Origin of the sequence: Dyadobacter sp. LHD-138 (genome assembly GCF_030929615.1) — a bacterium.
In the GTDB taxonomy this organism is placed as follows: Bacteria; Bacteroidota; Bacteroidia; order Cytophagales; family Spirosomataceae; genus Dyadobacter.
The window spans coordinates 17,517-36,597 of the sequence record NZ_JAVFVU010000028.1; the positions used below are offsets into that span (position 1 = coordinate 17,517).

General features: G+C 42.3%; 14 protein-coding genes. 8 read left to right on the forward strand and 6 right to left on the reverse strand.

What is annotated here, in order from left to right; all coding sequences use genetic code 11:
- The first annotated feature begins 169 nt into the window (after nt 1–169).
- The 3 genes from RB622_RS19675 to RB622_RS19685 all read left to right on the forward strand — a co-directional run bounded on the left by RB622_RS19675 (nt 170) and on the right by RB622_RS19685 (nt 2,821).
- Nucleotides 170–508, forward strand: coding sequence for a hypothetical protein (locus RB622_RS19675; RefSeq protein ID WP_308048326.1), 339 nt, complete (start codon nt 170–172; stop codon nt 506–508).
- Nucleotides 509–1,165: 657 nt separating this feature from the next.
- Nucleotides 1,166–2,347: an AGE family epimerase/isomerase gene (locus RB622_RS19680; RefSeq protein ID WP_308048327.1), complete on the forward strand. Its 1,182-nt coding sequence runs from the start codon at nt 1,166–1,168 to the stop codon at nt 2,345–2,347.
- 267 nt (nt 2,348–2,614) lie between these two features.
- On the forward strand, nt 2,615–2,821 hold the full coding sequence (locus RB622_RS19685; RefSeq protein ID WP_308048328.1) for a hypothetical protein: 207 nt from the start codon (nt 2,615–2,617) through the stop codon (nt 2,819–2,821).
- Nucleotides 2,822–3,048: 227 nt separating this feature from the next.
- Here the strand turns inward: RB622_RS19685 and RB622_RS19690 are convergent, their stop codons facing one another.
- Nucleotides 3,049–4,785 (reverse strand): DUF885 domain-containing protein, encoded by a 1,737-nt coding sequence (locus RB622_RS19690; RefSeq protein ID WP_308048329.1) that lies wholly within the window; start codon nt 4,783–4,785, stop codon nt 3,049–3,051.
- A 218-nt stretch (nt 4,786–5,003) separates the two neighbouring features.
- Between RB622_RS19690 and RB622_RS19695 the strand changes: the two genes are divergently transcribed.
- Nucleotides 5,004–5,627, forward strand: a complete 624-nt coding sequence (locus RB622_RS19695; RefSeq protein ID WP_308048330.1) for a GyrI-like domain-containing protein — start codon at nt 5,004–5,006, stop codon at nt 5,625–5,627.
- Nucleotides 5,628–5,658: 31 nt separating this feature from the next.
- Here RB622_RS19695 and RB622_RS19700 read toward each other — a convergent pair whose 3' ends face one another.
- From RB622_RS19700 to RB622_RS19710, 3 genes are all read right to left on the reverse strand, one after another.
- The gene (locus RB622_RS19700; RefSeq protein WP_308048331.1) at nt 5,659–6,891 is read right to left on the reverse strand and encodes a multidrug effflux MFS transporter; all 1,233 of its coding nucleotides are present in this window, start codon (nt 6,889–6,891) and stop codon (nt 5,659–5,661) included.
- A 353-nt stretch (nt 6,892–7,244) separates the two neighbouring features.
- Nucleotides 7,245–10,142 carry a T9SS type A sorting domain-containing protein gene (locus RB622_RS19705; protein WP_308048332.1) on the reverse strand — a complete coding sequence of 966 codons (2,898 nt, stop codon included), beginning with the start codon at nt 10,140–10,142 and terminating at the stop codon, nt 7,245–7,247.
- Between the two features lie 394 nt (nt 10,143–10,536).
- Complete coding sequence (locus RB622_RS19710) at nt 10,537–11,172, reverse strand: response regulator transcription factor (RefSeq protein WP_308048333.1); 636 nt, start codon at nt 11,170–11,172, stop codon at nt 10,537–10,539.
- Nucleotides 11,173–11,811: 639 nt separating this feature from the next.
- Between RB622_RS19710 and RB622_RS19715 the strand changes: the two genes are divergently transcribed.
- Nucleotides 11,812–12,459 (forward strand): response regulator, encoded by a 648-nt coding sequence (locus RB622_RS19715; protein ID WP_308048334.1) that lies wholly within the window; start codon nt 11,812–11,814, stop codon nt 12,457–12,459.
- On the opposite strand, the gene RB622_RS19720 is transcribed toward RB622_RS19715, so the two are convergent.
- Nucleotides 12,410–15,505 carry an ATP-binding protein gene (locus RB622_RS19720; protein ID WP_308048335.1) on the reverse strand — a complete coding sequence of 1,032 codons (3,096 nt, stop codon included), beginning with the start codon at nt 15,503–15,505 and terminating at the stop codon, nt 12,410–12,412. The two genes, RB622_RS19715 and RB622_RS19720, sit on opposite strands and share 50 nt — an antisense overlap.
- Before the next feature lie 658 nt (nt 15,506–16,163).
- Between RB622_RS19720 and RB622_RS19725 the strand changes: the two genes are divergently transcribed.
- The 3 genes from RB622_RS19725 to RB622_RS19735 all read left to right on the forward strand — a co-directional run bounded on the left by RB622_RS19725 (nt 16,164) and on the right by RB622_RS19735 (nt 17,788).
- Nucleotides 16,164–16,697, forward strand: coding sequence for a DUF4142 domain-containing protein (locus tag RB622_RS19725; RefSeq protein ID WP_308048336.1), 534 nt, complete (start codon nt 16,164–16,166; stop codon nt 16,695–16,697).
- Nucleotides 16,697–17,047, forward strand: coding sequence for a plastocyanin/azurin family copper-binding protein (locus RB622_RS19730; RefSeq protein WP_308048337.1), 351 nt, complete (start codon nt 16,697–16,699; stop codon nt 17,045–17,047). Before RB622_RS19725 ends, RB622_RS19730 begins: the two co-directional genes overlap by 1 nt.
- A 93-nt stretch (nt 17,048–17,140) precedes the next feature.
- Complete coding sequence (locus tag RB622_RS19735; RefSeq protein WP_308048338.1) at nt 17,141–17,788, forward strand: RNA polymerase sigma factor; 648 nt, start codon at nt 17,141–17,143, stop codon at nt 17,786–17,788.
- Between the two features lie 19 nt (nt 17,789–17,807).
- On the opposite strand, the gene RB622_RS19740 is transcribed toward RB622_RS19735, so the two are convergent.
- On the reverse strand, nt 17,808–19,013 hold the full coding sequence (locus RB622_RS19740; protein ID WP_308048339.1) for a cytochrome-c peroxidase: 1,206 nt from the start codon (nt 19,011–19,013) through the stop codon (nt 17,808–17,810).
- Nucleotides 19,014–19,081: the final 68 nt, after the last annotated feature.

Genomic DNA, 19,081 nt, shown 5'->3' on the forward strand with positions numbered 1-19,081 from the left:
AAAGTACGAAGGTGGCAATATTACTCTGACCGGGTTGTATCTATTTCAAAATATTTAATTCTTATGGAATGATTTTGAAAAAAATTAGTTTAACACAATTGACGGTAATATTTTTGAAGCCAGATTTAAATACCAAATTATAATTCCAATAACTTAAATTACTATTCACATGACAATTGATGATGATTTTTCATTCGACGACGACGACGATGATGATCTTCCTGGATATCCGCTTTACCCGGCTTCTGACGACGTTTACAGCAAGGGGTTGATTGAGGATGACATTGATCCTGAGGATATCACCAAAATCAAAAAAGAACTCGGCCTGGACGCTGACGACTGGAACGAAAAGGATTTTGACGATGATTTGACAGGAGAGGATCTTGACGTGCCGGGGTCTGAGCTGGACGATGATGATGAAATCGACGGTAACGAAGACGAAGAGAATAATTATTATAGTCTGGGTGGTGACAACCATAACGATCTTGAAGAGAACCAGGGTGATTAATTCATCTCTACTTTAATCGGATCTTACTAGCATCATTATCCCGGCCAAAAGCCGGGACAATGATTGAGACCATCTCAACTACAACCCAAAATCGATTATTTATTTTCAAATTCAATTTTGAAAATAACCGGACAATCAAAAGAATTTCAATCAAGCCAATATCATTTTTCTTGATTACTTTTTACTATAATATTTTTGTTGTATTGATTACTTCTAAGTAGCTGTTGGCAATTAGCTATGTGCGATTAACCCAGTAACCAGATGATTAATAGCTTATTATAAAAATCAATAATATAAACTAATTTTTCACTACTACTTACATCAAATTTATTCTATTAAAATCTCCCACCACGTATTTTCTCCTCTTAGCGATTTCACGCCGCTCATCTATTTTGCACAAAGCAAATATGCATTGCACTCGGGCTAAAATACAGTTCAAAACAATCACTACACTTGCTGGTTTGTAACAGGTTTTAATGCATCGCCGAAGCCGGGAAAAGAAACAGTCCTGATGACACGACTGACATGTGAATATCCATTCTTTTCTTCACAAACTTTAAGCGGTAAAATATATTCAAAGCCCTAAGGCCAGTCAAAGTAAAAACGGAGCAAGTAAGTTTATTCAGGTTGTTACTTTTTCATAAAAAGACAATTTTCATGGCTGAATTTACTCCGGAATCTTTCAAAAAGGAACTGCTCAACATCCTTGGTTATTGGGAAAAATACGCAATAGATAATAAAAACGGAGGCTTTTATGGCCGAGTTAACTATGAAAATGAAGGAATAGCGGACGCGCCGAGGGCGGTTGTTATTACGAGCAGAATCTTGTGGACCTTTTCCATGGCCCAACGCCTGTTGAAGGATCCGAAATATATGAAGATTGCAGACCGGGCATTTCAGGACCTTTCCATTCATTTTATCGATGCCAAATACGGCGGGGTTTTCTGGTCGACAGACGGAAACAGCAAACCCCTCGAAATGAAAAAGCAGATCTACGGCAACGCCTTTGCCATATACGGCCTGAGTGAATACTACCGCGCGACCAACTTCCCTCCCGCTCTGGAACGCGCCAAAGAGCTTTTTCACGTCATCGAAAAACATGCTTTTGATCCGGTCCATGGCGGTTACATGGAGGCATTTGCAAGAGACTGGTCCGAAACAGACGATTATATTCTGAGCAAAAGTCCGTGGAACAAGAGCATGAATACCCATTTGCACCTTGTAGAGGCCTATACGAATCTATACCGTGTCTGGCCCGACAAAACGTTAAAAAAGCAAACCGCCGCCATGCTGCATGCGATATTGGACCACATTGTCAATAAAGAAACCAACAGAATGGAGCTCTTTTTCAATAAAAAATGGGAATCAAAGGAAAAGATAATTTCTTATGGACACGACATTGAAGCATCCTGGCTGCTTTTCGAAACCGCAGAAGTACTTAAAGACGAAACCCTGTTGGCGAAGGCCCGCAAGCAATGTATTTTAATGGCCGGGGCAGCTTCAACGGGATTAAGTGCCGACGGTGCTCTGAACTACGAGTATGATCCGGAAACCAAACATACCAAAACTGAACGCAGCTGGTGGGTCGCAGCCGAACAACTGGTCGGTTTTTATAATGCCTATCAACTTACAGGAAAGAAGGATTTCAAAGTAAAGGCGGCAAGAAGCTGGGATTATATCGACAGCAAATTCATTGACAAAGAAAGAGGTGAATGGTTTGGCGCAGTCAAAGAAGACGGAACCCAAATACACGGCGATAAGGTAACATTCTGGAAATGTCCATACCACAATGCCCGTGCCTGTATGGAAATGTGGAAGCGACTGGAACAAAAACACTGATCTTTTCAAAAAAACGGAATCTCATGTAATATCTCAAAGAATTAACCAAACAATTTACTGTTCGGTTAGTCTAAATTTATTTTAATAAAGTAAATTTAGACTACAATTCGATACCCGTTGCGATGCAGCGGATATTGGTGATCTTTTATTTCCAGAGAATGTTCTAACAGCTGACAAAAAAATATTTCAAAATTTTTAATCAGTATGAAGTAATCTCGCGTATACCAATAATATAACCTGGCCGAAAATATAAACATCTCCACTACCATGGCAAAAGTTAACCTGGATGTACCTGACAAAATTCACCTGAAAGCAAAACAGCTTCAACTTGAATTAGAAGAAAACGACACGCGAATTACGCTTCAAGAGCTATACAAAGAGCTGGTTGTCTGCGGATTGGAAGTAATGAAAAAAAGAATGAATCAAGGATCGATATTGACTGAGTCTTCTGCTTTCTCTGCAATTGCCAGTTAATTTCACCTGATTTTTGTCAGAAGGACCTTTCTGACCGCTAGCCATGTCATTGAAATTCATTATCATATTGCCCTGAGGTAAATTTGCCTCCTGATATTATCATGGCTTTATTTTTAAGGCCTGTGTGCAAAATGCTGTATAAGTCGTTAATTTTTTGTCTGAATTAAATAAAAATGCGCGTACCGGACATTTCTGCTCTGATACACGCATTTTTCAGTTTATGCAGATTACACTGCTTTCTTGCTTCCCTTCATCCAGGCGTTAATTTTTTCTTCCAGAACATTTAAAGGAACACATCCTGATTCAAGTACTTTGTTGTGAAATACCCGTATGTCAAATTTATCACCTTCTGCCTTTTCTGCTTTGGTGCGTAGTTCACGGATTTTCAGCTGCCCGATTTTGTAGGACAAAGCCTGGCCAGCTCCGGCCATATACCGCTCAACTTCGGCCGTAATACTTTCCTCGGATTCAGCCTCGTGATCCATTGAATACTGGATTGCCTTCTCCCTGGACCAGCCTTTCGCATGAATTCCCGTATCCACAACCAGGCGTATTGCACGGTGCATTTCGGCACTTAACATGCCAAAATATTGATAAGGATCGGAGTACAATCCCAGTTCTTTACCCAGTGACTCACAATACAGCGCCCAACCTTCACCATACGCACTGTACCAGATATTCTTTCTAAATGTTGGCAAAGCTTTATTTTCCTGCTGCAAAGAAATCTGATAATGATGTCCCGGAATTGCTTCGTGCAAAAATAAACTTTCATCCGATACCACATTATAGTCCTTCGCATCCGGAATCGGTACATAAAAAACACCCGGTCTCGAACCGTCTGGCAAACCCGGATTGTACTCGGCAGACGCCGAAGCTTCTCGGAAAGCTTCGGTCCGGCGCACTTCAAAAGCAGCCTTTGGCGTAAGGTCAAACAGCCCTTTCAAATTCGGTTTCATCGTTTCATAAATACCGTTAAAATGTGCGATAACCTCCTCAGGTTTTGTGAACGGCATCAGCTTTTTGTTGGTCCTCACATTTTGAAAAAATGCTTTCAGGTCGCCCTTAAACCCGACTTCATTTTTCACTTTCAGCATTTCCTTTGAAATTCGTTCCACCTCACTTAATCCAAGATTATGAATTTCATCCGAAGTCATCGACGTGGTTGTGTAGTATTTGATATAGGTATCATACAGCGCCTTCCCATTTGGAAGATCCATAAAACCACTGGTTTTACGCCCCGCCGACAGATATTCGTTTGCCGCAAAATCGTGCAGACGCTTAAACACAGGAATAACCTTTTCTTCCACCATTGCTTTGTAGCCCGTTGTTAAACGCGCCTTGTCATCTGCAGAAAATGTATCGGGAAATTTGGTAACCGGCGTGTAAAACAAATGCTGTTCCGTCGGGCCGTGATCCAGGTCAGCGAGCTGCGGGATCATTTTTTGAATCAAAGGAGCAGGTAAAACATAACCTTTCCGGATTCCTTCCTTCATATTGACGATGGCTGTATCACACCAAACCGTAAAACCGTCCACACGTTTAAGCCAGTCGTCATAATCATCGGTGGTTTTAAATGGCTGCATACTGCTGCCGCTTGCCAACTGGGCGATCATCAGATGCGTGGAAAAAATCTGGTTCATCGGCATCAGCTCCGTTGGAAAACTTAATAATTCCAGATTGATGCTGCACTCCCAGCCTAACAGATCATAACTCGTTTTCTCTTCGTCATTGAGCTCTTCCCGGTCATACTTGGCAAGTTCTTTTTGATACTTAGTATAAAAATCAGTCAGCTGTTTTTTGAAATCTTTGGTCAAATCATTCGGCATAAGATCATTATACCGCTTGTCGCCGTTCATTGTGGCTTCCAACGGATAAAGCGGCAATCTTTCTTCGTAATAATCTTCAAAAACCTCTCCTATCGGAGGCAACAATTCCTTAGATGCTTTTTGTTGGCAGGCTTGCATAAGAGATATTAAAATAGCCAGAATTAAGGATTTATACATTGTAAAAAATTAAAGTTTCGGGTTGGTTCATACATGTATCCATTCGTCTAAGTTTAAGAAAAGAGACGAAAAAATCTAATTTTTATTTCGCTATCAGGTTAAATTTTCCTTTTTGACTGACATAAGGTTGTCAGTGATCGCGCTTTCATTTGTGAAACATTAATCTAAATGCTGTCCGCATGAAAAAACTTGATTTAACAAAGCAATACAAACAGTACTACACGGCCCCGGAAAAACCAGCGTTGGTTATCATTGACAAGGCTGTTTTTCTGTCAATAGCAGGCAAAGGAGATCCTTCCGGACAAGCATATTCGGAAAGGATACAGGCGCTGTATTCGCTTGCCTACACGGTAAAATTTCATCAAAAAGCGCAGGGCAAAGATTTTGTAGTGGCAAAACTCGAAGCCCAATGGTGGTTCGACAGCGAAAGTTATGCTGATGTTTCCATCTCGGAAGCGCCGCTAAAAATACCAAGAGATGCCTGGGAATACCGGCTGCTGATCAGGATGCCTGAATTTGTGACGGCAGAAACATTGGCAACAGCAAAAGAAATACTTGCAAAAAAGAAACAAACCGGCTTTGCCGAGGATGTGGTATTTTGGCAAATGGAGGAAGGAAAATGTGTCCAGATGCTGCATACCGGACCATTTGACAAGGAACCTGAAAGCTTATTACAGATTCAAAAATTTGTGGCAGAAAATAATCTGATGAAAAACGGTCTTCACCATGAGATTTATTTATCTGACTTTAACAAAACAGCACCGGAAAAATTACGGACAATCCTGAGAGAACCTGTCAAATAAAGTACCGTTTTGTTGATTTTCAAAAACCGTTTTACAGTAAAACCGATATTTCACTTTCAACATCCCTGTTACGCGCGGCATTGTTGACGGCTGCCTTGCCCACAAATAAAATCACAAGACTGATCAGTGAACAGGCAGCCATCATCCCCACCATCGGAATGGCCGTATTGTTATGCAAAACACTGACAATAATTGAGATAATCGCGCCTGCGCCCATGCGCCAGCTTCCCATCAGCGCAGAGGCACTTCCAGTATGTTTTTTAAATGGTGCCAGTGAAAGCGCGGACGTGTTGGGGCCGGTCAATCCCTGACCGCTGAGGAAAATAAACATCATCCCGATCAAAGTGTACAGGTTATACCAATTATTCCATACCCCAACAACCAGTAAAGTTCCCACGACACTCTGGTACATCAGCGTCGTTTTAATAATGTCTTCGCTGGTAAATTTTTTCAGCAAAAAGTGGTTAAGCTGTGTCGAGCCAATCATGGCAAAAGCCAAAAACGCGAATATCCATCCATACTGCTGTTCCGAGACTTTATAGATGTTCATGAAAACATCAGAAGAGCCAGCAATGTATGCAAAAGGAGCAGCTGTTGCCAGTCCGCCTGCCATGGTATAAATCAAAAACTGAGGTTGTTTGATCACGGTAAAAAAGCTGCCCAGTACGGCCTGTGGTTTTAGAGAAACCGACGTATCAGGCATTTTACCCGTAGGCAGGAAAAAGTAAATGGCCACGATAATCAACAGCGTAATGGCGGCCAGAATAATAAATACCCAGTTCCAGCCAAAAGCGGCCGTAACATAGCCCCCAACGGTTGGCGCAATCATCGGTGAAACGGCGATCACCAGTGTGATCATGGAAAAAACTTCTGCTCTTTTATCTTTTGGAAATAAGTCGCTTACCAAAGCCTGTGATGAAACCAAACCTACACAACCACCGATGGCCTGGAAAAACCGCATAACCACCAAAGCCTCAACAGACGATGTCATGGCACAACCGATGGATGCAAGAATATAAATGACCAACCCTGCATAAAGCGGGTTTTTTCTCCCGAATCTGTCCAGCAAAGGCCCGTAAAGCACCTGTCCGATACATATTCCAATCAGATAGCCCGTTAATGAAAGCTGAACTTTGTCAATGGTCGTATTTAAATCGGTCGCAATCCTGGGAAATCCAGGCAAATACATATCAATTGAAAAAGGGCTGATTGTAGCCAATGACCCCAGAATAAGGATCATGAAGGAATATTGTTTGCGACTCATGCGTTTTGACGGAACTTACTCAATGCCAACGAAAAAAAGTCACTGTATAGTTCCCAAAATCTTAGAATAATCTTATTTTACAATTATTACAAAGAATGATATAAAATGCAGCCCGCAGTAAGGGTTAATTCCGCTCCACATGACATACAGTCCGCCGCTCAACGGGCAGAATCCGTGCCTACTGTTACAAATATGCCTTATCCAAATTGACAAAGAGCCCAGATTCATTCAATTTTTAACCAAAAAGCCCTCCTTCTAATTTCTAGAAAGAGGGCTCAACTTTTGGGTGTGTGTTGCGTTAATCAGCAGTTCGAATCAAATGCTTTGCTGATTTAAAACAGGACTGCTGGTTTTTATCTACTGATAATCACTTTATGGCTGCTTCGTGTACCATCCATTTGTGAAATCTGTAACAAATACATCCCAGAAACCAGATTTTTTACCGGTATTCCTTCATTTTTGATACTGTTTGCCTCATAAATTATTTTACCATTCAAATCATTGATCATGATACTTTTAATAGACTCCAACGCTACATCCTTAATAAAAAGCACATCGGAAACCGGATTAGGATAGACCGAGACCGTAACTGCCTTTTTAGGAAACTGTAAGCTTTGAATACGGCTATAAGTGAAAGTTTGATCCAGATCAATCATTTTTAGACGGTAAAAATTTTGACCATTCAAGGCTTTTCCATCTGCTGTCTTTTCATGGGTAAATGAATAATTGACAGAAACAGCACTTTCCTTGCCAGCAGATACGCTACCCATTACATCCCATTCCTTACCTGTCAGGCTGTGTTCAATGTCGAAACGCTCGCTATTGGTTTCAGAGGTAGTAGTCCATGACAATTTCGCAGCACCTTCCGATTTGGCTACGTTGAACCTGGTGAGTACAACGGGCAAGGCGGTATTCCAGGAAATGATGTAATTCGTTGGAACGGATACTGCGGAAGCTGCATCCACAAACGAATACGTGAAACTTACCCCGTTATATCCTGAGCCATCCAAAACAATACTCAAATTATCCTGACAATAATTCACGATCCGAACTGGCGTGGGTACAGCAACCGATCCCAAGTTCAATAACACCGGATCACTACCTCCTGCCCCATCATAATCATAGTACAACTTAGGCGAACCTGTACCGGAATTTACTACAATGGGAGTCTGAATAATAATTGTTCTGTTGCAGGAACCCAAATAACCATTCGCTGCATTATTAACATCTTCCAAATCCGTTCCTGTAAGCTGGGAAGGAGCAGTATGGCCCGATCCACTCACCACCAACGAACTGTTTAATACAACCTTGCTTCCACCAGACGGCTGGTCAATCACAAAGGTATAATCATGGCTCACAGGAGGCGTCTGTATCCCAAAATTGACATTAATAACATCCGCGTTATTTAATACAATTCCATTGGCCCCAGATCCTGTATTCATTCCATTAACCAAACCATCAGCCCCAACAGAAACCGGGGCGCCAAATACCTCACCGGTATTGAGCCAGCCTTCCGGTAAAGAGGATGCTGGGATACTGGATACATCGTCAATGGTCCCATTGGTCATCACGGCTCTGTATGTTCCCGTGCCAACAGACGTAAATTTAAAAAATCCATTGGCATCCAGTTGCTGCGTGCCGAAATAAACGGGTTGTGACGATACTTCATAAAGGTGTACAAACAAATTACCATTTGGATTGAAACCCGTCGCATCGCCTCCCGCCAAAACGGTATTGTTCACTCTGCCACCACCAGCATCGTTTAAACCATTGCTGTCATGGTATAAATTTCCGCTTAAACTAAAACCCCATTCCGCAGATGCTTCCCGGAAAGGATAAACGATGTCCTTTCTGCCCAATCCTACAAAGCTCTGCACTGCCGGATCGCATGAATTGTAAACTTTGAGGTTATGAATATTCCAAAAATTGTCTTCCTCATAAACGGCGGTAAGTTTTGCAACGCCGGAAGTATTTCGCTTCACCTGCACGGTGACGGGACTAGAAGTAATGGTTAGAAAACCAGTACCGGCATCATAGGTGCCACCCGTGACAGTACCAAATTCTGCATCGGCCGGAATGGATAATTTCAGACGCTGCGGATTAGGAGAAGCCATTTGGAATGCTATTTGAAAATTAACATACTGCCCTGGTGATGCCGGTGAATTTTGTGCAGTAATTGAAAATGTTGGTTCGGGGGGCGTTGGCAAACTCGGTACCGCCAGTTGCGCCTGCCTTGCTAATGACCCGGCCACATGTCCATAGTTAATAGGATTGTCTAAGGTGCGCCAAATGGCTATTTGTCCATTTATACGCTCAATAGCAGTGCCTGTTGGCGAATTTTTTAGTAACCACATAATGCGGGCGGTTTTTAACTGGTCAGTGCTATTATATGCACCGCTCTCATCTATATCGAAACTGTCATTTGCTTTGTAGGTAAATGGAGTTTGTCCATAATAATACCCCCAGGAAGGTGATGAAACATCTTTGTGAGAATTAAGACAAAAGCCAATCTCACTGGTCGTAAAATTCTTATTTTCATCGAAATAGGCTACACAAATCGGGGCGTGGTTTTCTCCGGGTGTTGATGTTAAATGCATATCGTCCACCGCCAGATAAGAATTAGGTGTGACAAATGCTTTCCATACCGCACTACTGCGATCACGACAGGTCGTAAATACCTGGTCTCCTGTCACATACCGGATATCAATCGGGTCGTGCTGTTGGGTTGTGGGAACAATTGAACCCTGAAATGAAATAGTCACATCTCCTTTCAAAACCAATTCTGTTCCAACAATATCCTGATCGTTGGCAGCATTGATCGTCATTGCCACTGTTCCTGTGTTGTTACTACTGTTGTATATTTTAATAATTCCATCGTTGGCCAGTGCAATATTGTTAAATGTAAGCACTACGCTACCCGTTTTTCCGCCAAGCTCCGGCCTGATCGTAAAGTGTCGTAGAGCTAAATTTGAGGTCGTGTTACCATAATAAAAATAGATTTGACCCGCCGTAGCTTTGGCTATACGATCCGTTCCACTTGTTGCACCAGGATAGTAAGTCTTATGCCCCGTTACACCTGGAATACTAATATCTTCAATACCACCATCCACAGGCAGGCAATCCTGAGCATAACTTTTGCCTGTTAGCAGACAGACAAAAAATAGCGACAAAACGAAAATAATGGGGCTTAACAACTTATGCAGCCTTTCCCGAAGGCTGTCCATAAATGGATTGATTAAATGTACATGCATACCAATTGCTGTTTAATAAAGTGTTTGTAAGTGATTTGTAAATTCTTGATTTTTGAACGATCAGATGTCCGGCGGAGGATAGCAAGCCGGCCCTTTTCGAAACATCCATCATATAGCAGTTTGCACACCTTATGCTGATACTATACAACTTTTGCACAAAGTTGCCGGAAGGTGTACGAATATAAAATAGCCAATAAGCCACCGGTTTGTGGCGATAAAGCCACACGCAACTTATTGTACTTTTCAAATAAACCAGGGAGAACAAAAAGCAGATAGTAGCATGCATTTAATCTCTACCAAAACCAGATCCGTTACGCCGAAGTGAAGTAAAGCGCATCCGGATCCAGCCCATCATTTGCCTGGATGGATCGGCGTATAAACCTATACGGGAAGATTAACGGGATTCCATTACTTCTTTTAGTTTCAATATATTATTTACACCAAGCTTCGTAAAAATATTGGTTTTCACTGTACTGATGGTTGATCTTTGCAGTCCCAGACTTTCCGCAATGAAAGAAGTTTTCATCCCCCGGATCAGGCATAGCGCCACCTCGTGCTGTCTTGGACTTAGCCGTCGTGAAGCATGTTTGTTCTTATAGCTCCTCTGTCCTTTTTGAAATTTACCAAGCAAACTATAAAGGAGCTCGGAATCAACGTAATAATCCCCTCGCCAAACCGTTTCAAGACATTTAATCAGATCTATCAATATCTTGCTTTGGCAGAGACATCCATTGGCTCCTGATCTTAAATAAGAAAGCGTGGTACTGGCATCAGCCTGCCGATCATACACAATAACACGCGCAGCAGGCAGCTTCAACTTGACCACCCGAAGCAAATCAAACTTCTCATTTTCAGTCAATTCACAAAACCCAAGAACAACCAGATCAATTTCCTGAAACTTTTTCGAGGAAAGAAATTCTTTCGTACCCCTAAGTTCGATCAGGTATTCATCTTTATAATGAGTTTCAAGCAAAGCCGCTATGGCTCCCCCCACAAGCGCCCAATCATCAATAATTAAGATTGTTGACATCGTTTATATCTGTATTATCTTAATCCCCCTTCCCGGCAAAATGAGACCACCGGAAGGGCCGAACTAATTGGCGATGGTTTGAATTGAGAAATGTTCTTTTTTAGCTGGAAAACAGGTTACTTTTTACAATTATTAATTTCATAAATTTGACTCAATCATCCCTATACAAAATTGAATACAAGTGCATCGATAAAAAATAGCTGTCCAGCCAAAAGCATGAAGCTATTTAGCTACAAATATTGTCAATAAAAGTATTTATAGGTAAGTGTATCAAACATGCTCAAAAGAGCTAAAACTAGCACTCCCCGATGAAATTTGAATACAAAAAATAGCTTAGTAGCTACAATTTAACTTACTTACTCCCGGATACATTTTTTGTGTATTTAAAGCCTAGCAAATCAATTATTCCTTTTTCTGGCGGGAATTATCATCGTTGATCTTATATCCGGCACCATGGACACATCCCTAATCGCTGGTCTGGTTATCAGTGCCGCATTCAAAAGAGAAATTGCGTTTTTGCGTAGTAGCTTATATCAATCACTTTTTTGCACGGTTTTCTAAAACCGGCTGGATCACGGGTAAAATCCCCTGTCAAATTTTGCGTAAACCTTACACATCACTTCATTCAAAATGAACAAATTGAACAAAATACTAATAGCAGATGACCACGTTCTCGTTCGTTTAGGTATGGAACTCCTGGTTAAGGAGGTATTGGGATCGGCCTGCGCGATTGACTTTGCGTCCGACGGCTCCGAACTGTCCGAAAAACTGGAAAAGAATGAATATCAGATTTTAATTTCTGACCTGAATATGCCCGGTATTACAGGATTAGAAATGGTCGCGAATGCGTTGAAATTGCAAAATACACTGCGAATTTTACTCGTCAGCGTTAATCCCGAACTGATGTTTGCTCACCGTTATCTGAAGGCCGGTGTTTTTGGATACATACAAAAAGGTAATTCTCACGAAGAATTAAAAAAAGCGATCTATGAGATCAGCATGGGGCGAAGGTACCTTACCAACAGTCAGACCAGACAGTTCACGAATGCTTTTTTAAACGATTTCCCCTCCAATCCTTTTGATATTTTATCGGCGCGGGAGCTCGAAGTAGCACTGCTATTACTCAAAGGGAACGGGGCACTGGAAGTTTCAACCACCCTTTCCATAAACCCCTCAACGGCCAGTACTTACAGAGGACGGATTTTTGATAAATTAGGCATTAAAAATATTATTGAACTTAGCCAGCTTGCCCGCCAGTATCATTTTCTGGGTGATGATTCAATGTAACGCTAAACGAACTGCCATTGCGAGAGGTCTTTATGTCCAGTTTGCCATTAATTTCTTGCAGCATTTTTAAAATCAAAACACTTCCAATGCCTTGATTTCCTAAACCACGACTCTCATTGGTGTAGTTTTTCAACTGCGCATCGTCTAGTCCGGGACCCGTATCTGATACGGAGATAATCGTTGCCCTTTCGTCAGCTGCCGCGCCAAGAAATATCTTTCCGTCCCGGGTGTGTTTGTTGGCGTTATCAATCAGATTACGGATAATGAGCGCAAGTATCTGATAATCCGTCTGACAGATCAATTTCGTTGGCGCTATCAAAAGCTGGTTCTTTCTACTCTTTACGATGTCGGTATAAAGTGCATCAATTTCGTTAAACAGATCCTGAATATGGACGGTTTTAATAGTCACTTTGAAGTCTTCATGCTGGCTTGCAGCCCAGGTGAAAAAATTCTCGGTAAAAAGACGAAGCCCCCGGGTGCCGTGCTGCAGCTCAATAAGTTTTTGGTTAAGTTCCTTTTGTTCAATATCCTGATGGCTGGCGACCAAATAATTACTGATCGTGTTAAGAAAACTGATCGGTGACCGTAAATCGTGCAAGACCATCGTGATTACCTTGTCCTTCACCTGATTACTGCGAAGCAATGCAGACTCGGACTCTGCAAGCTCTTGCACTGCCGCGCTAAGTTCATGCGTTCTGACATCAACCAGTACTTTGAGCTGCTTTGATTTTTCCTTTATAGCATTCAGCCGCCGACGTATGAGCAGATATACAATGGAAGCCATGGCGAACAGTGAAATCAGATAAAACCACCAGGTGTTGTAAAACCAGGGTGTCACCTCAAATGCCAGTTCCAGCGTTTCGTAGGCATTTGCCGCTTTTCCTGATGCGCTGCGAACGACGATTTTATAATTCCCCGGTGGAGTCCGGCTTAATCTGATTTCACCATTTTCCGGAACAGCATTCCAAGTTTCGCTAAGGCCCGCTATCTGGTATTCAAACTGCATGTTTTGCGGGTTGCCAAAAAAAGGGCTGCTTACTTTCATGGTCAATTCGGAAAAGTTCGGATCCAATATGGCCTTTTGAGAGGTAATATCAATCGGCTTGTTGTTTACAGACAACCCGTCGATGTATATTTTTTTGTCCGGATAAACCAGGCTCATTTTATTGGGATAAAACCACACCAGTCCGTTCATGGACGGTAGCGAGAGCATGCCGTCCTGCATCCGGAGGTACGCCGGATCGCAGCCGCCATTAAACTCATTGGTCCGCAACCCATTTTGCTTTGTCATCATGTAAAAATAAACATGCTCAGATTTTCCGTGGGCGAAAGCGGCCAATTCCGATTTTAAAACTTTAAACAAACCATTGTTTGTAGGAAGCCAAAAACTGCCTGCACCATCATCAATAAACGCATGTACTGCTTTAAGCGATTTTTGAGGCCCCAGGGGCATGGCGTAAATTTTTCCTTTCTCGTACAAATAAAACCCTTTGCCATAACTCGCAATCCACAACCGCCCCCCGTCCTGGTGTACTGTTCTAATCTGTAAAGAATCGAGAATTGATTTGTAGACTTTATTTTGCGGCATATTGTACCATTTCAAGCCTGATTCACTGGCGAGCAGAAAATTGTTTTTGTCCAGCCTCAAAGCAGTAATAATTTCCAGTGAATTCGGAAACTCCTGCTGCATCTTCAACACATCATTGGACAGTATCCCGATCGATCGTCTCGTACAAAAAATAAGATCCTTTCCGTTTGGAAAAACAGACCGTAATCTTCTGTCAAGTGCTATTAACGAATGGGTCTTTCCGGTATTTAAGTCGTGCCGGTAAAATTTAAAATCGCTATCAAAATATAGCTGATTATCATCTGTAATGAAGTGTGTGGCCCCATCCTTGCTATGGAGAGGGATATACTTTGATGATTTGTCGCGCGAGAAAAGGACATCTCCCGTAAAAATCCTTCCGTCTATTGTCCGGGACTGTGGGTAGAAGCTTTCGGAGCTCGCCTCAGCCGGCACGGTAGGATATTCAAACGAACCAGTTTCTACAATATACAAGCCTTCGGTCTCGGATCCAAAGTAGTATTTATTCTGATCCCTGACATAATACATGCAGGTTAAATTGATGATATCCAGATTCTCCAGTACCTTTTCAGATATGATTCTGTTCTGATTCAGATCGATCCGGTACAGCGTTTTTCCACTGTACACGTAGGTCCCTTCCTTGCACCATAATACTTTGGATTTACCTGAAAGGTAATCCGGATCCTGCTCAATAGGACCGCTAATCTTATCGATCGAAGGAATCAACACGCCACTTTTCCAGACATTAATTCTGTTTCCGGGATATAAATGAACGTAATAACTGCCGATAATGCTCTTCTGTCGATTGGCAATATCCAAATCACGGTCACCGAGCTGGATCACCCTTTTTTTTGTGATATAATATAAATCTTCCAGAGCCGATAAGTAAACCTCGCCTGTCCCGGGACTCCCTCCCTCAGATCCCTGTGGGCGTTTGTGCTTTTGAAAAAAAAGTGCATTCAGGCTATCCACATGCGTTTTCGCTCCTACATAGCCGATGGTTGGCAAGTATATATTTTTGTCAACGATCAATTCCGGATAAGTTCCCCGGCGATGTCCACCGGAATTGATGATTACCCTTTCATTTTTAGCCGTCAGCGCGTATAAATCACCGGAAAGGTCGGAGGCCTGCATTTTGATACGATCACTGGTGATACCCGGGATTTCCGAAATGCCGTATGTATTAAAGCGCTTGCCATCAAACCGGACCAGCCCCATTTCGGTGGCTAACCAGCAGTACCCCGCTTTATCAAAATTTATCGATTTGACACTGTTCTGCGGCAAGCCGTTTTCATTATTATAGTGGGCAATTGCATAACTGCTCTTTTGCGCCGGACAATATCCTGCGACCAGCAAAAGCAATATATTCCAAATATTAAAAGAGGATGTACAATATCTCCAGGGCAAGGCAGACCTGTTTTTCACAACGCGCTTACCTCCAAAGAGGGTAGAAAAAACCATATCATTTAGTTATCAAAAATCACATTCCAATCAAACACAGCCGCTGGATTGAGGTAGGGTGGTTATTAAATTATTTTTCACTAAAAGTTAAAAAACAGCACGGAAAAAGAATGAGACCATATTCAGGTTAATTAAAGTTATGTAGCTGTTGGCAATTAGCCATATACGATTAGTTCAGTAACCGGATGATTAATAGCTTATTATAAAAATCAATAATATAAACTAATTCTTCACTACTACATACATCCGTTGAAGCGCCAAAAACTTTTAGAAGCGGACTAAACGACTTACCTGCTATCCCACAGCGGAATATATCAAAAAAACACGGCATTGCAACAATAAGAAACGAAAGATTAGGTCGTGAAATTGAGCGGATCTGTGTTTTCGTCCGCCAATCTGACACAATCCCTTATAGTGCCTGGGGTATCAATCGGCGCAGCCCTTCATTACAAGCTTTTAAAAAGTAAATCCAACGATAAAGAATGCACGGATATGGTTTTTGGTATAAATGTGTTAACTGATTTGTTTTCCATTGTTATTTCAAATTTGTTTATCCCTTAGAGAAAGGCGGAACCAAAAGGTTACAAGATTTATTTCCCGCCATGCTGTAACCTTTTGCGCGGTTGTTTCTCTAACAGCAAATCAAAATAAATCCACAATGAAAAACTCAAACACCCTGACCTGCCTTGCAGCAGCATTGACCTCACTGGTTTGCCTTTCTGTTAGCGCTCAAAAAAATCCAAGCCTGACCGATCCCGAAGTGGCCTCAGTAGCGGTTGTAGCCAATCAGATCGACATTGGCTATGCAGAAATTGCCGCCGCTAAATCAAAAAATGCCGAAGTGTTGAAATTTGCCGAAACCATGAAACGGGACCATACGGCGGTTATAGGCCAGGCCGTAGCCCTTGCAAAAAAACTCGGTGTCACGCCAAAGGATAATGCCGTCAGCGCGAAACTGCTGGCAGATGCTGCCACAACCAAAAAAGCCCTGGCAAAGAAATCCGGGAAAGATTTTGACAAAGCGTACGTTGACAACGAGGTCGCCTACCATAAAGCGGTCATTAATGCCGTGGAAAATCTATTGATTCCTGAAACGGATAATGCGGAACTGAAACAGCTCCTTCAAAACATCGTACCGGCCCTGAAAGCACATTTAGGCCATGCTGAAATGATCCAGAAAAATCATAAGTAATGAATAAAATACAGGTAATTTTAATCACAACGATATTATTTGCCGCAAGCTTTATCTTCCCGTATATTCAGAAGCGCATTGTGCCGCCAACAAAAGCATATACCGGTCGGAATCATACCATTGAGATAAAACAGATGACGTTCAGTCCGGCCAATATAGTCGTTAAAAAAGGTGATCGGATAATATTTGTAAACCACGACATGGTCACGCACGACATCACGGAAGCAAAAAAAGCATGGAGCTCAGCGCCTTTGCTGATCGGGAAATCGTGGTCGATGACGGTTACCCAAACGGCGGCGTATTATTGTTCGATACACCCGGTTATGAAAGGAAAAATCATTGTGAAATAAATAGACATTATCACGATTTCTTTTGCTTTCGGCAGCCGACTGCAAAAGAAATCGTGATAAGATTTAATAGCACACGAAATAATTTTTGTTAAAATGAAATATTCCGGTCAAGTTTTGCCAGCTTCCCTTTCCGACGAAGAAATCGTGGTCAGGATATTACATGGCGAAAAAAATCTTTATGAGATTCTGATACGCAAATTCAATTTACGGCTGTTCCGCATCAGCATGTCCATCGTAAACAACGATATGGAAGCAGAAGATATCATGCAGACGACTTATCTGAATGCCTATCTTCAGTTGCCAAACTTCCAGGGAAATTCCAGTTTCGGCACCTGGCTGACCAGAATCCTGATTAACGAAAGTCTTTTACATAAAAAACAGAAAATAAGGTCGGAGCGGTTTCTGACTGTCCATGCCGGTAGTGAATTTCACAACGAAACGCCATTGAAAGGACTTATGAACAATGAATTAAAAATGATGCTCGAAAAGGCGGTCTCCAATCTGCCCGAAAAATACAGGCTTGTATTTGTGATACGCGAAATCCAGGAGATGAGTATCCAGGAAACGATGCAGGTGCTTGACCTTGCCGAATCCAATGTCAAAGTGCGCCTGAACAGGGCCAAACAGATGTTACGCAGCGAACTAAGCCATTATTACAAATCCAGTCAGCTTTTTGAGTTCAATCTGCTGCGCTGTGACAGGATTGTAAACCGTGTCCTTGACAAAATAGAAAGCTATTAAACCCGGGTAATTGTTTAACTCAAAGACCCATCACCTGCAGGCCGCTTGGCACAGAAGCAGGTATGGTTTTGTCGAAAGAATCATCATTGAGCGTATTCAAAAATTCGACGATCCGCGAAATATCCTTAAAATTCACATCCATGTGCGTGGCCAGCGTATCCATCTGTGCCGTTTTTACTTTTGGATTCAATATCTTACCACCCGCAACATCTTCATAAAACAGCAGCACCTGGTCGAGCGTTTTAAACTTACCGCTGTGCATGTAAGGACTCGTATACCGAAGATTCCGCAGCGAAGGCGTGCGAAATGCATACTTATTACCAATCCCGGAATCGCTTTCTTTCCGGTTATCCGTGTCGGGGACGCCCAGCGTATGCAGCTTATAGTCGGAAAACATAGGTCCGGAATGGCATTTTGCACAGCCTGTGACCAAAAATGAATTCAGTCCGTCCTTTTCACTGGAAGACAAAGCGTTGCTATCTCCCCGCATGTATTGATCAAACCGGGTATTGGTGGCGACCAGCGTCCGCTCGTAGGCGGCGATCGCCCTGGATAAATTGACCTGGTTCACCGGCTGCGATTCCCCGGAAAATGCCTTGGAAAACAACGTTTGATAAGCCGGAATTTTTCGGATCCGCATAATGACCTCATCCAGTATCTTGTCCTCGTGATAGCCATTGCCGCGCATCTCCTCCAACGTTTTGATGGGTTCCAATGCCTGCAACTCCAGACTTTTTATTCGTAAATCCCAGAACATCGGAGCCTTTTCCGGGTCATACACTGCCTCATTTTTTATGCCATTAAACGCCGTGTTTAGGACACTTTGCGAATTCCGTTTTACGAATGGAATATCGTTGGCGGCAATAAACCTTCTGTTACTGCCGCTCCCTACCCCGTTGACACCGATTGACGTTTCCATGAATTCGGCATAGTTGAATTCCGGCTGATGACAGGTTGCACAGGAGACATCTTTATTGCCGGAAAGGATAGGATCAAAAAACAACAACCTGCCCAGCTGCACCTTTTCAGGTGTTGACGGATTGTTCTTCGGCTCCGTTACCTTGACGGGGAGCGCGCCCAAATCAGCAATCGTTTCTGTTGTTTTAACCCTTTTGCTTTGCAAGGGCTCTTGCCTGTTCCCACATCCGTTGCACAGCAATGCTATCAAAATCAACATTGAGAAATAATACATCTTTTCAAATGCCATTCCAAAAACAAATCCCATTCCTACTTACTTACTTTTTTGTTAGACTTAAATTGTTTCATCCAAATAACTTTTCAGCACCAGCGCAT

What these genes read in the sequence shown, in the direction of transcription:
- RB622_RS19675 (WP_308048326.1), top strand. Translation starts at nt 170, where the DNA reads ATGACAATTGATGATGATTTTTCATTCGACGACGACGACGATGATGAT.
- RB622_RS19680 (WP_308048327.1), top strand. Translation starts at nt 1,166, where the DNA reads ATGGCTGAATTTACTCCGGAATCTTTCAAAAAGGAACTGCTCAACATC.
- RB622_RS19685 (WP_308048328.1), top strand. Translation starts at nt 2,615, where the DNA reads ATGGCAAAAGTTAACCTGGATGTACCTGACAAAATTCACCTGAAAGCA.
- RB622_RS19690 (WP_308048329.1), bottom strand. Translation starts at nt 4,785, where the DNA reads ATGCAAGCCTGCCAACAAAAAGCATCTAAGGAATTGTTGCCTCCGATA.
- RB622_RS19695 (WP_308048330.1), top strand. Translation starts at nt 5,004, where the DNA reads ATGAAAAAACTTGATTTAACAAAGCAATACAAACAGTACTACACGGCC.
- RB622_RS19700 (WP_308048331.1), bottom strand. Translation starts at nt 6,891, where the DNA reads ATGAGTCGCAAACAATATTCCTTCATGATCCTTATTCTGGGGTCATTG.
- RB622_RS19705 (WP_308048332.1), bottom strand. Translation starts at nt 10,142, where the DNA reads ATGCATGTACATTTAATCAATCCATTTATGGACAGCCTTCGGGAAAGG.
- RB622_RS19710 (WP_308048333.1), bottom strand. Translation starts at nt 11,172, where the DNA reads ATGTCAACAATCTTAATTATTGATGATTGGGCGCTTGTGGGGGGAGCC.
- RB622_RS19720 (WP_308048335.1), bottom strand. Translation starts at nt 15,505, where the DNA reads ATGGTTTTTTCTACCCTCTTTGGAGGTAAGCGCGTTGTGAAAAACAGG.
- RB622_RS19725 (WP_308048336.1), top strand. Translation starts at nt 16,164, where the DNA reads ATGAAAAACTCAAACACCCTGACCTGCCTTGCAGCAGCATTGACCTCA.
- RB622_RS19730 (WP_308048337.1), top strand. Translation starts at nt 16,697, where the DNA reads ATGAATAAAATACAGGTAATTTTAATCACAACGATATTATTTGCCGCA.
- RB622_RS19735 (WP_308048338.1), top strand. Translation starts at nt 17,141, where the DNA reads ATGAAATATTCCGGTCAAGTTTTGCCAGCTTCCCTTTCCGACGAAGAA.
- RB622_RS19740 (WP_308048339.1), bottom strand. Translation starts at nt 19,013, where the DNA reads ATGGGATTTGTTTTTGGAATGGCATTTGAAAAGATGTATTATTTCTCA.